The sequence below is a fragment of the Streptomyces kaniharaensis genome, assembly GCF_009569385.1.
Lineage (GTDB): Bacteria > Actinomycetota > Actinomycetes > Streptomycetales > Streptomycetaceae > Kitasatospora > Kitasatospora kaniharaensis.
In genome coordinates this window covers 5983660-5996515 of record NZ_WBOF01000001.1, presented here as the reverse complement: position 1 = coordinate 5996515, position 12856 = coordinate 5983660, and the positions used below count along the sequence as shown (strand labels likewise).

The 12856-nt window shown below is 74.5% G+C and carries 8 protein-coding genes; 7 read left to right on the top strand and 1 reads right to left on the bottom strand.

Translation table 11 applies throughout. The annotated features are described in order from the left end of the window. Positions 1-52: 52 nt before the first annotated feature. Positions 53-1711, bottom strand: coding sequence for a PLP-dependent aminotransferase family protein (locus F7Q99_RS26815; protein WP_153465483.1), 1659 nt, complete (start codon positions 1709-1711; stop codon positions 53-55). A 156-nt stretch (positions 1712-1867) separates the two neighbouring features. Here F7Q99_RS26815 and F7Q99_RS26810 point away from each other — a divergent pair, with 156 nt between their 5' ends. From F7Q99_RS26810 to F7Q99_RS26780, 7 genes are all read left to right on the top strand, one after another. Beyond that, positions 1868-2359, top strand: a complete 492-nt coding sequence (locus F7Q99_RS26810; protein WP_153465481.1) for an Lrp/AsnC family transcriptional regulator — start codon at positions 1868-1870, stop codon at positions 2357-2359. A gap of 111 nt (positions 2360-2470) precedes the next feature. Beyond that, entirely contained in the window at positions 2471-6073 is a 3603-nt protein-coding gene (locus F7Q99_RS26805; protein WP_326847141.1) for a DUF4132 domain-containing protein, read from the top strand. After that, complete coding sequence (locus tag F7Q99_RS26800) at positions 6070-7155, top strand: ATP-binding protein (RefSeq protein WP_326847140.1); 1086 nt, start codon at positions 6070-6072, stop codon at positions 7153-7155. The genes F7Q99_RS26805 and F7Q99_RS26800 overlap by 4 nt, the downstream gene beginning before the upstream one ends. Next, on the top strand, positions 7155-9506 hold the full coding sequence (locus tag F7Q99_RS26795; RefSeq protein WP_153465477.1) for a DUF5682 family protein: 2352 nt from the start codon (positions 7155-7157) through the stop codon (positions 9504-9506). The genes F7Q99_RS26800 and F7Q99_RS26795 overlap by 1 nt, the downstream gene beginning before the upstream one ends. After that, positions 9503-10666: a VWA domain-containing protein gene (locus F7Q99_RS26790; RefSeq protein ID WP_153465476.1), complete on the top strand. Its 1164-nt coding sequence runs from the start codon at positions 9503-9505 to the stop codon at positions 10664-10666. The genes F7Q99_RS26795 and F7Q99_RS26790 overlap by 4 nt, the downstream gene beginning before the upstream one ends. Continuing rightward, positions 10663-12672 (top strand): hypothetical protein, encoded by a 2010-nt coding sequence (locus tag F7Q99_RS26785; protein WP_153465474.1) that lies wholly within the window; start codon positions 10663-10665, stop codon positions 12670-12672. Before F7Q99_RS26790 ends, F7Q99_RS26785 begins: the two co-directional genes overlap by 4 nt. Beyond that, positions 12669-12815, top strand: a complete 147-nt coding sequence (locus tag F7Q99_RS26780) for a hypothetical protein (protein WP_153465472.1) — start codon at positions 12669-12671, stop codon at positions 12813-12815. The genes F7Q99_RS26785 and F7Q99_RS26780 overlap by 4 nt, the downstream gene beginning before the upstream one ends. The last annotated feature ends 41 nt before the right edge of the window (positions 12816-12856 follow it).

The window sequence follows — 12856 nt, the reverse complement described above, 5'->3', positions numbered from 1 at the left end:
GAACCGCGGCGGCCGGGTCGGCAGCTGCGCGTCACGGGCCGGTCAGCGACCGTCAGGGGGTGTACGCACGGATGGCCGGGTCCTCGGCGAGTTCGGCGAGGAGGGCGTCCAGCTTGGCGCGGTCGACCGAGGGCATCACGAAGACGTGCACGTAGCTGCGGCGGGTGGACTCGTCGCCCGGCACCGTCAGGACGTCCTGGGAGGACAGCGACCACTTCGCCACCAGCTCGGGGCTGGGCTTGCGGAACCGCACGGTGACGGCGCCCGGGGTGCGCGCCGGCCAGAGCTCGACGCCGAGCTCCTGCTCCATGGCCAGCAGGCGCCGCTCCAGGTAGTCGGCGAGCTCCTGGGCGGTGCGGATCCGGTCCACCTGGTCCTGGTAGGAGTACCGGGACAGGTGGTCCCAGAGGATGAGCGGGGAGAAGCCGTTGCGGGAGCCGGCGAAGGTGGTGTCGGGCGCGCCCGTGTAGTCGGGCTGGGACGGCGGCGAGATCTGGTACTTCACCTTCGTCATGTAGATGCCGCAGGGCCACGGCGCGCCGGCCCACTTGTGGCCGCTCATGGCGATCGAGGAGACCATGTCGACGTCGCCGGACTCGGCGGTGGGCAGGGTGAGCCCGAAGTCGAACTCCGGCAGCTCGGTCTCCGGCGTCCAGCCGTACGACGGGTCCTGCGAGGCCATCCGCAGGAACGGCGCGTAGCCGGCGCCGAGGGCGCCGTCCACGTGGATCCAGAAGCCGCGGCGCAGGTCGGCCAGCGGCTCGCCGGTCTGCGGGTCCGTGCCGTACACCACCTCGCGCTGCACCAGGCCGTGCCGCTCGAAGATCGGCAGCAGGCGCTCGCAGACCTCCCGCACGTTGTCGTGGGCGCCCTTGAAGGTGCTGCCGAGGTTGAGGTTGACGAAGATCGGGTGCCCCTTGGCGGCGAAGAACTCGACCAGCGCCGCCAGCGCGTCGACGTCTATCTCGCCCGGCCCGTCCCAGGGCAGGCCCGACGGGCCCGGGCGGGACGGCACCTCGGTGGGCCACTCGCGCCGCCCCGTCACCGGGTCGACCAGCGGGCACTCGTCCGCGTACTTCTCCAGGCCGACGGCGTGGAAGGTCTCGACGCCCAGCACGCGGACGGCCTTGGCGAAGGAGTAGTGGGTGTCCTCGGAGTAGAAGGCCACCGGGTGGTGGGCGTTCGGGTTGCTCCGGTCGGGCGCGGCCTTGACGTAGCGCAGGGCGTCGAACGGGGCCGTCGGCGGCTGGATCAGCGCCTTGCCGCTCAGGTAGTCGCGGGCGTTCCAGAGCGCGTACATGTTGCCCTCGGTCGAGCCCATGGACAGCATGTAGCCCCAGTACGACTCGGGGTCGGCGGGGTCGTGCGGGCGCTTCGCGTTCCACAGGGTCGCGTAGTAGTCGAGGACGGCGCACTCGATGACCTTGGTGTTCGGCTTGTAGCCGCCGCTCTGGAACGGGTCGCCGAGGTTGTTGATGTTGTTCGGCATGAACCGGGCCAGGTCGAGCGCGGTGCCCTGCATGTCCTGGGTGGCCTGGTAGCCGACCAGGTGCTTGCGCTTGCGCGTCAGGTACTCGTCCACCGTGTCGAGCGCGCACAGCCGCTGCTCGTCGTCCAGCCCGCCCGCGGGGAGCACGAAGTCACCGCCGTCCAGCTCCGGCCCCGGGTCGGTGGCCGTCGGAGCGAAGGTGGCGGACGCGGTCGGGCTCATGGTGCGGACACTCCAGGCGGTGGGGGGCTGAGGGCGTTCGCCGCTCGCGGAAAGGATGGAACTTTCCGGCGCTTTACGGAAGCTTGCTCGAACAAAATTCGGCAGAAGCTGATCAAATCTTGCACATCAACGAAAACGGATGGGATCCTGGCAGGTATGCCGAACAATCCGCAGGCCCGGAGGGCGCCCATCGACGACGTGGACCGGGCGATCATCCGCGCGCTGGCCGACAACGCTCGCCTCCCGAACAACGCCCTGGCCGAGACGGTGGGCATCGCCCCCTCCACCTGCCTGGCCCGCGTCCGCGCACTCCAGGAGCGTGGCATCATCCGCGCCTTCCGCGCCGAGGTCGACCCCGCCGCGATCGGCCTGCCGCTCCAGGCGATGATCTCCGTCCGGCTCCGCGCCCACACCCGCGAGCAGAACGAGAGCTTCCGCGGCACCGCGCCCGACCTGCCCGGCGTCCTGGCCGTCTTCCACATGGCCGGCTCCGACGACTACCTCCTCCACGTCGGCGTCGCCGGTCCCGAGGCCCTCCGCGACTTCGTCGTCGACCACCTCACCACCCACCCCGCGGTGGCCCAGACCCGGACCAACCTGATCTTCGAGCAGATACCGGGCCGCCGGTACCTCGCACCCCCGCGCTGACCTCCCCGGGGGCCGTGCCGGATTTGTCGGTGGTGATCGCTAGGGTTTCGCCTGTTGATCACCGGATGGACGAGTCACCCGGTGGCTGGCCACGGCATGCGAGGAGAGGCTGTGCGGCGCTGGGAGTTCGTCGGTGACGGGTCCGCGAAGTTCTGGGAGGCGGAGGTCAAGGGCGCGTCGGTGCGCGTGCGCTACGGCCGCATCGGCGCCGAGGGGCGCCTGCAGCTGAAGGAGCTGGGCTCCGACGACGCGGCGCGGGCGCAGTTCGACAAGCTGGTGGCGGAGAAGGAGCGCAAGGGCTACGTCGAGGTCGCGTCAGGCGCGGTCATCGCGACGGCCCCTCAGCCGGAGCCCGAGCCCGCCGGCCTGCCGGACGAGGACACCTTCGTCCTGCCCGCCGCCTGGCGGAAGCTGGTCCGGCCGCGCCGGGGCGGCAGGGTGCGCGCCGTGACACCGCCGCGGCCGGAGGCCGGCGAGCAGGAGGAGCGGCGCATCGCGTCCGAGCGGGACTGGATCGAACAGGTGCTGACGGACCGGCACGCCGACCCGGCGCTGGTCCGGGCCGCCCGCGCCTACCTCGCCGGAGAGGCCGATCCGGTCGGTGCCGCCGTGCTGAGCGGGCTGCTGCCGACCGCGTGGTACTCCGACAAGCGTGAGGACTCGCCGTACCCCGACGCCTGGGTGACGCGGCACGGGCTCGCGTTCGCCGCCCGCGCGGTGGTGGAGCTGCTCGAGGTCGAGGTGGGCTGGCAGGAGCGCAACTCCGTCCGGACCGAGCCGCGGCTGCGGTTCCGGGGCCCGACGGAGTCGGTCCCCCGGCACATCGGCTTCCTGGCCTCGAAGCTGGTGCGGGAGCTGCTCGCCGCGGCAGACGACGCGACGTACGAGGAGGCCGTCGCCGCGCTCGCGGAGTGCCGCACCACCCCGCGCCGCCGGGTCATGGCGGCCTACCTCGTGCCGGGCACGCCGGGGTGGGCCGACGACTGCATCGACGACGAACCCGGGTACGGCGACGGCGGGGACGTGCTGCGGTCGCTGCTGATGTACGCGCTCGACGACCCGGCCCAGGTGGAGCGCCTCGGCCCGGCCCCGAGGCTTCCCTGGAACAGCTGGACGACGGAGCTCATCGCCTCCCTCGCCGACGTCCTCGGGACGGCCTGTGTGCCGTTCCTCGGCGAGGCGATCGAGCGCGTCTACGGCTCCGACGGCGTGCGGAGCATCACCTCGGCGGTGGCGCAGTTCCCGACCGACGACGCCTTCCGTCTGCTGCTCGCCCGGCTGGACGACAAGCACACCCGGCCCGCCCTCCAGGAGGCCATGCAGCGCTACCCCGTCCGGGCCACCCGGCTGCTCGCCGCCGCGGCGTCCCGGGAGGGCAAGAACGCGACGGCCGCGCGGCAGCTCCTCACCACCCACGTCCTGATGAACCGGGCCATCCTGCCCGAACTGCTGGCCCAAGTCGACGAATCCACGGCCGAGTTGGTCCGCTCGCTGGACGGTGTCCGGGAGCGCGTCGCCGACGCCGCGCCGGAGGCGCTGCCGCCGGTGCTGGTCTCGCCGCCGTGGACGCGCAAGCGCACGGCCCGCAAGCCGCGCGTACTCGACCTCCCGCGGCCGGAGGACGAGCCGCAGCTGATGTGGCGTTCCGGCGAGCGCGAGCGCTGGGCGGCCCGGGAGGACGACTACACGGGGTGGCCGTTCTCGGAGCCGATGGACTGGGAGGCGGAGGCGGCCCGAGTCCTGGGCAACGAGTACGGCGGCCTCTGGTACGCGGCCCGGCTGGTGATGCAGGGCCCCGAGGAGCTGCTCACCCCCTTCGTCCAGGCCTGGCGGCCCACCGACGTGTACTGCGGTCGCGAGATCCTGAGCCCCGTCGTCGCCAAGTACGGCCTGGCCGCGCTGCCGGCGGTGGTGTCGGTCGCGCAGGCCAAGCCGGGCGCCCACGCGGAGCTGTTGATGCCGTACCTCGACGTCCCGGTGGCGCGGATCATGGCCGACGGCATGGCCCGGCTCAAGTCGCTGCAGACGACCGCCCGTTCGTGGTTCGCCCGGCACGGCATACCGGCCGGTCTGCTGCTCGTCCCCGACGCGGTCGGCCCGGTCGGCCGGGACCGCAACGCCGCCGAGCAGGCGCTGCGCCTGGTCGCTTCCGCCGAGGGCGCGGAGGCGCTGCTGGCCGCCGTGACCGACCGCTACGGCAAGGAAGCAGCGGAGATCGTCGCGGACGCACTGGCCGCCGATCCGCTGGAGAACGCCCTGCCCGCCAGGATGCCCGTGCTGCCCGCCTGGGTGCAGCCCGCCGTGCTGCCGCAGCTGCTGCTGACCGAGGGCGGGGCGCTGCCGGAGGAGTCGGCCCGGCACGTGCTGATGATGCTCGCCCTGTCGAAGCCCGGCGATCCGTACCCCGGGCTCGCCGCCGCCGTCGACGTCTGCCGCGCCGACTCACTGGCCGCCTTCGCCTGGGCGCTGTTCGAGGAGTGGCGGCAGGCCGCCATGCCCGCCAAGGAGAGCTGGACGCTGTCCGCGCTCGGCTTCCTCGGGGACGACGAGACGGTCCGCCGGCTCACCCCGATCCTGCGCGACTGGCCCGGGCAGGGCGCGCACCACCGCGCCGTCGAGGGCCTGGGCGTCCTGGCCGCGATCGGCAGCGACGTCGCCCTGCTGCACCTGCACGGCATCGCCCAGCGGGTGAAGTTCAAGGCGCTCAAGGAGCGCGCCCACGACAAGATCGCCGAGGTCGCGGAGGGCCTGGGCCTCACCGGCGAGCAGCTGTCCGACCGCCTCGTCCCCGACCTCGGGCTCGACGCGGACGGCACCACGGTCGTCGACTACGGCCCGCGCCACTTCACCGTCGGCTTCGACGAGCAGCTGCGCCCCTTCGTCCTGGACGCCGACGGCAAGCGGCGCAAGGACCTGCCCACCCCGGGCGTCAAGGACGACCAGGAGCTCGCCCCGGCCGAGCGCAAGCGCTTCGTCGCGCTGAAGAAGGACGTCCGCACGATCGCCTCCGACCAGATACGCCGTCTGGAGGCGGCCATGGTCGCCGGGCGCGGCTGGACCGCGGCGGAGTTCCGCGAGCTGTTCCTCCAGCACCCGCTGGTCTGGCACCTCGTCCGGCGGCTGGTCTGGCTCGCGGACGACGCGGACGGTGCGACCACCGCCTTCCGCGTCGCCGAGGACCGCACCTTCGCCGACGTCGACGATGACGAGTTCACCCTCCCCGAGGACGGGACCGTCCGGCTCGCCCACCCGCTGCACCTCGGTGAGGCCGTGACGGCGTGGTCGGAGCTCTTCGCCGACTACGAGATCCTGCAGCCCTTCCCGCAACTCGGCCGCGCGGTTCGGCGGGTGACGCCGGAGGAGGCCGCCGTCAGCCACCTGCACCGCTTCGAGGGCTGCACCGTGCCGGTGGGCCGCCTGCTCGGCCTGACCAAGCGGGGCTGGGAGCGCGGGACTCCGCAGGACGCCGGTATCGAGCGCTGGTTCTCCAAGAAGCTCACCGACGGCTGCTACCTGGTCATCGCGCTCAACGAGGGCATCGCGGTCGGCGTGCTCGACATATTCCCCGACCAGACCTTCGAGACGGTCTGGCTGGCCCCGGTGCCGGGCGACTTCTGGCGCCGGAGCGCTCGGTACCCGATGACCTTCGGCGAGCTCGACCCCGTCCTCGCCTCCGAACTGCTCGTCGACCTGGAGGAGGTGACGGCCAAGTGACCGCCGTCGAGGAGACCACGCTCCAGCGCCCGCCCGCCGAGGTCCGCTACGCGGACGAACTCGCCGCCCTGCGGGCCTCGGACGACGCCCCGCGCCCGCCCGGCTGGCAGCTGAGCGTGCGGGCCGCGCGCCGGTTCGTCGTCGGGGACGAGGACGCCGGGATCAGCCGCAAGTTCGTCGGCAACGCCGCCCTGGTCGAGCGGGCACTGGTGACGCTGGCGACCAGCCGCGGCCTGATGCTGGTCGGCGAACCCGGCACGGCCAAGTCGCTGCTGTCCGAGCTCATCGCGGCGGCGGTCAGCGGCACGTCGACGCTGACCGTCCAGGGCGGCGCGGCCACGACCGAGGACCAGATCAAGTACTCCTGGAACTACGCGCTGCTCGTCTCCGAGGGGCCCTCCGAGCGCTCCCTGGTGCCGGCGCCGATGCTGCGCGGCATGGCCGAGGGCCGGATCGTCCGCTTCGAGGAGATCACCCGCTGCCCGCTGGAGGTGCAGGACTGCCTGCTCTCGCTGCTCTCCGAACGGGTACTGGCCGTACCGGAGTTGGACGGCCCGGAGGGCATGGTCTTCGCCCGCGCCGGGTTCAACGTCATCGCCACCGCCAACACCCGGGACCGCGGCGTCAACGAGATGAGCGCGGCCCTCAAGCGCCGGTTCAACTTCGAGACGGTCTTCCCGATCGCGGACTTCGACACCGAGCTCGCCCTGGTCGAGGCCGAGGCGAGTGCGCTGCTGCGCCGCTCCGGCGTCGAGGCGCCGCCGGAGCGCGACGTGCTGGAGGTGCTGGTCGGCACGTTCCGCGAGCTGCGCGGCGAACGGGCCTCCGGCGAGCGGGTCTCCGCCGTGATGAGCACGGCGGAGGCGGTGTCGGTCGCACACGCGGTCGGCGTGCGCGGGTGGTTCCTGCGCGGGGAGCCAGGCAACGCCGCGGACGTCGTCACCTGCCTGGCCGGTACGGCGGCCAAGGACAGCCCGGAGGACCTCGCCCGGCTGCGCCGGTTCCTGGAGCAGCAGGCGGCCCGCCGTCGCGGCACGCAGTGGCAGGCCCTCCACGAGGCGCGACACCTGCTGGCGGACTGATGACCACCGAACTCCCCACCGGCTCGGCCGTGTTCATCGGGGTCCGCCACCACTCGCCGGCCTGCGCGCGGCTGGTGGCGGACACCGTCGAGGCGCTCCGCCCGGCCTACGTGCTGGTGGAGGGCCCGGCCGACCTGAACCCCCGGCTCGACGAACTGCTGCTCGGCCACGAGCTGCCGATCGCCGTGTTCAGCCACTACCGCGACGAGGAGCGCACCGCGACGTCCTGGACGCCGCTGTGCGACCACTCCCCGGAGTGGGTCGCCCTCACCCGCGGTCAGGCGGTCGGCGCGCAGGTGCGCTTCATCGACCTGCCGGCCTGGCACCCGGCGTTCGTCGAGCGGGCCGTGCCGTTGGCCAACCGCTTCGCCGACGCCGAGGCCCGGTACGCGGAGGCGACGCGGCGGCTGTGCCGGCGTTTCGGCACCGACTCCGTGGACGCCCTCTGGGACCGGCTCGTCGAGGTCGCCGACCCGGAGGGCCTGCCGGAGCGGCTGGACGCCTACTTCGACCTGGTCCGCGGAGACACCGAGGCCGAACCGGGTGACCGGGCGCGGGAGGAGTACATGGCCCGGTGGATCCGCGCCGCACTCGCCCGGGCCGGCGGGCGGCCGGTCCTCGTGGTGACCGGCGGCTTCCACACGCCCGCCCTCCGCGCGCGGGCCGCCGGGGCCGGCCCCGCCGAGGAGTGGCCGGCCGTGCCGGAACCGCCGGACGGGGCACTGGGCGGCAGCTACCTGGTGCCGTACTCCTTCCGCCAGTTGGACGCCTTCGCCGGCTACCAGTCCGGCATGCCCTCGCCCGGCTACTACCAACTCCTATGGGAACGCGGGCCGTCGGCGGCCGCTGACGCGCTGTCGGAGCAACTCGTCCGGCGGCTGCGCGCCCGGCACGTCCCGGTCTCGACGGCCGACCTGATCGCCGCCCGGAGCCTCACCGAAGGCCTCGCGGCGATGCGCGGCCACCCCGTACCGGCCCGCACCGACGTGCTCGACGGCCTCGCGAGTGCGCTGATCAGCGAGGCGCTGGAGCAGCCGCTCCCGTGGAGCGGAGGCGGCACCCTCGCGCCCCGCACCGATCCCGCGGTGGTCGAGATGGTGGCGGCGAGCACCGGCGACCGGGTCGGCCGCCTGCATCCGGCCACGCCCGCACCACCGCTGGTGCACGACGTCGAGGCCCAGTTGGAGCGGTGCGGCGTCGTGCCCGGTCGCGCGGCGACGGCCGACCTGACCGACCCGGACGGGCTGCTGCGCAGTCAGGTGCTGCACCGGCTGCGGATCCTCGGCATCCCGGGCCACGCCCGCAGCTCCGGCCCGACGGCCGGGGCGGACCCGACCTTCACCCAACACTGGGAGCCCGGCCCGGCCTACGGCCGCGAGGCGGCGCTGATCGAGGCGGGCGCGTACGGCGCACGGCTGGACGAGGCCGCCTCCGTCGCCCTCGCCGAGCGGGCACGCGCCGCGACGGCAGCGTCCGGCACCACGAGCACCGCACCTGACGAGCTCTCCCGGGTCCTCTTCGACGCCGTCCTGTGCGGGGCGAACGCCCTCTCCGCCGAACTGCTGGCCGCGCTCGCCTCCCGTGCCCGCACCATCGCCGCCCTCGGCCCGACGGGCGAGGTGCTGGCCACCGCCCTGCACCTGTGGCGGCACGACCGCGTCTACGGCATGGCGGGCGACCCGTTGCTCACCGAGGTCGTGGACGCGGCCGTCGACCGCGTCTTCTGGCTCGCCGAGGGACTGCACGGCGGCAGCGGCGTCGACCCCGGACGGCTGCGGGCGATGGCCGTCGCCCGGGACGCGCTCCGGCACGCGGACGGCCTGCTGACCCTCCCCCGCGCGGCCGCCGTCGACGCGGCCCGCCGGATCGCCGCCGACCCCGCCGCCCCGCCCGACCTGCGCGGAGCCGCCCTCGGGCTGCGCTGGTCCCTCGGCCACGGCCACGGTGAGGCCGCCGACCGAGCGCGGTCGCTCGCGGCGGCGGACCCGCGGGAGTTCGGCGACTGGCTGGCCGGGCTGTTCGCCCTGGCCCGGGACGAGGTCACGGGCCAGGGCGACGACTCCGGTGGCTCGTTGCCGGACGAGCTCGACGACATCCTCACCGCCATGACCGACGGCGACTTCCTCGCCGCCCTGCCCGCCCTGCGGCAGGCCTTCGCCTACTTCCCGCCCCGCGAGCGCGAGCGGATCGCCGAGCGCCTGCTGGCCCGGCGCGGCCGCCGCGGCTCGGCCCGCTCGCTGCTGCGCACCTCGGCCGACCCGCTGGACCTGGCCCGTGCCCGCACCCTGGAGGACCACGTGAACCGACTGCTCGACCGGCACGGTCTGCGCGCCCGGGACACGGCCCGATGACCGGCGTCCCCACCACCGACGAGGGCCTGGAGCGCTGGCGGCTGGTGCTCGGCGCACCCGCCGAACGCGCCACCGGCCCGCTCGGCCCGCGGGCCGCCGCCCGGGACGCGGCGCTCGACTGGCTCTACGGCCGGGACCCGGACCTCGAACGGCGCGGCATCCGCGGCGGCCCCGCCGCCGGGCGCGCCGACACCGGACGCACCGGCGGCGCCGGCCCGTCCCAACTCACCGCCGTGGACTGGCTCGACGACATCCACCGGCTCTTCCCCAAGGAGACCGTCGAACGGCTCGAACGGGACGCCGTCGAGCGGTACGGCATCGACGAGATCGTCACCGACCCCGACGTCCTCTCCCGGGTCGAGCCCGACGCCACGCTGCTCCGCGCCGTGCTGCGCACCAAGCACCTGATGAACCCCGAGGTGCTCGCCATGGCCCGGCGCATCGTCGAGGCGGTGGTCCGCGAGCTGATGGACCGGCTCCGCCCGGAGCTGCGCCGGGCCTTCACCGGCACCCGCTCCCGCCGCCCCAGCCGCCTGCCGCTGGCCCGCGACTTCGACTTCCAGGGCACCGTCCGCGCCAACCTGGCCCACTACCAGCCGGAGCAGCGCCGGGTGCTGATCGAGCGGCCGCGCTTCCACTCGCGCACCCGGCGGCACCTGGAACAGTGGCAGCTGATCCTGCTGGTGGACCAGTCGGGTTCGATGGTGGGCTCGGTGATCCACTCCGCCGTCACGGCCGCCTGCCTGTGGAACCTCCCGGGCCTGCGCACCCACCTGGTCGCCTTCGACACCTCCGTGGTCGACCTGACCTCCGACGTGACCGACCCGGTCGAGCTGCTCATGAAGGTGCAGCTCGGCGGTGGCACCGACATCGCCCGCGCCGTCGACTACGCCGCCGGCCTGGTCGACAACCCGCGCCGCAGCATCGTGGCGATCGTCTCCGACTTCTACGAGGGCGGCGACCGGTACCGGCTGGTCCGCACGGTCCGGAGCCTGGTCGACCAGGGCGCCACCGTCCTCGGCCTGGCCGCGCTCGACGAGGAGGCCGACCCCGTCTACGACCGCGACCTCGCGGGCCGGCTGGCCGCGGCCGGCGCCCACGTCGGCGCGATGACCCCGGGCCGGCTCGCCGAGTTCGTCGCCGAGACGGTGGGCCGATGACCGGCCCGGCCCGGCGCGAGGACCTGCTCGCCCTCACCCCGGACACGCTCGCCGCGCTCGCCAACCGCGGCCTGGTCAAACGCGCCGCCAAGGACCTGGAGGCCGGTGCCGGGCCGCAGATCGAGCTCGGCGAGGACGGCAGCGTCCTCGGCACTTACCCGGACGGCAGCCGGACCCGCCTGCCATCGGGCGTCGGCCTCGATACCGCCGAGTGCAGCTGCGCCGCCACCGGAGTCTGCCGGCACCGGATCGGGCTGGTGCTGGCCTACCAGGAACTCCACACGGCGGCCGAACCGGCCGAGTCCGCCGCGGAGCCCGTCATCGCCTGGTCCCCGGGCGCGTTCGACGACGAGCAGCTGGAGGCGGCGCTGGGCCGGGTCGCGCTGACCGCCGCGCGCCGTGCCGTCGACCGCGGGTACACGGCGACCGTGCACCGCGGCGGCGAGGACCAGCCGGTGCCCTGGGTCGAACTGGCCTCCTGCACCGTACGCTTCCCCGTCCCGCACGAACTCGGCTACGCGCTGACCGACGCCGCGACCCCGCGACGCGGGGAGACCATCGCGCTCGCGGTCTGGGCCTTCCGCGCGGCGGACACGACCGCCGAGGGCGGCGCAGCGCACGTCCAGGTCTCCGTCGGCGGCCGGGCGCCCGCCGCGCCCGTCACGGACCAGACCCTCGACCAGGCCGTCGCCCTCGCGGACGAACTGCTGCTGGACGGCGTCGCCCACACCACCCCGGTGTTCGCCGCACAGCTGGACCGTGCCGGTGCCGCGCTCTCCCGAGCCGCGCTGCACTGGCCCGCAGCCGCACTCACGGAACTGCGCGACCAGGTCGACTCCTACGCGGCACGCGACACCCGCTACGCGGCCGCCCACGTCGCCGAGCTGGTCGCCGAACTCCACGCCCGCCGCCGGGCCGGCGCGCTCGACCGGCCGGGCGTGCTCGGCACCCGCGAGCCGGCCGAGACCCCGCTGCGCCGGGTGCGGCTGGTCGCCCTCGGCTGCCGGATCTCCGGCCGGGCGACGACGGAGCGCACCGCCGAGGTGTACTTCGCGCAGCCGGACGCCGGCATCGCCCTGGTGCTGCGCAAACGCTGGGAGCCGACGGAGGACCAGCGCCTCACCGGCGCCGACCTCGCGACCCGGCGCCTGCTCGGCTCACCGCTGCGGGCCCTGGCCGGGGCCAACGTCGTCAGCGAGACCATCTCCCGCAGCGCCGGCCGGACGGTGACCATCGGCCGCGGCCGGGTGGCCGCGACGAGCATCACCCCGGTCGGCTCGGCCTGGGCCGACCTGCCCGGCTCGCTCCTGGTCCGGGACACGGCCGCGCACCTGCGCGCCTGGGACGACCGGCCGCCACGGCTGATCCGGCCCCGGGTGGCGGCCGACACCGCGCGGGTGCTGGCGGTCGCCTCCGTCGACTCCCTCGGCTACGACCCCGCCCGGCAACGGCTGGAGGCGGTCGTCCGCGACCCGTCCGGCACGACCGTGCTGATCCACGCCGAGCACGACCCCGCCTGCCCGGGCAGGCTCGACGCCCTCGCCGAGACGCTCGGCGGCGGGCAGGTCCGGTTCGTCAGCGGCCTGCTGCGCCCGGAGGGCGGCCGCCCGGTGCTCGACCCGCTCGCCGTCCTCACGGCGGACGGTCTGGTCGTCCCCGACCTCGCCGCAGGCGCCGGCACCCTCCCGCTCGCACCCGCCGCTCGGCGCCCCTCGGATCCGATCGGCCACGCCCTCGAATCCGGCGTCGCCGCTCTCGCCGAGCTCGTTCACACCGGTCTGCGCGCCTCCACCCGCTCCACCCGTGACCAGCTCGCCTCGGCGGCCGCCGACCTCCGCCGCATCGGCCTCACCACCGGCGCGGCCGTGGTCCAGACCCTCGCCACCACCCTCGCCACGGACACCGTGACCGCGGCGATCGGCCCCTGGGCGGACGCGGCCATCCACCTCCTGACCGCCCTTGAGCTCCACCAGGAACGCGACACCGCTGAGGAGTCGCTCCGATGAACGAACCGGGGTGGAGTGGCCCCAGGACGAGCGGGAAGCGGTCACGCTCGTCCACCGCGCCGCTCGTCCACCGCGCCATCGCCGACGAGGTGCTCCCCTGGCTCCGCGGCACCTGGGATCCGGTCGGTGAGGCTCGCGCGTGAAGAGCGAAGACCCCCCAGCACAGGCGTCGGGGCCCGCACGG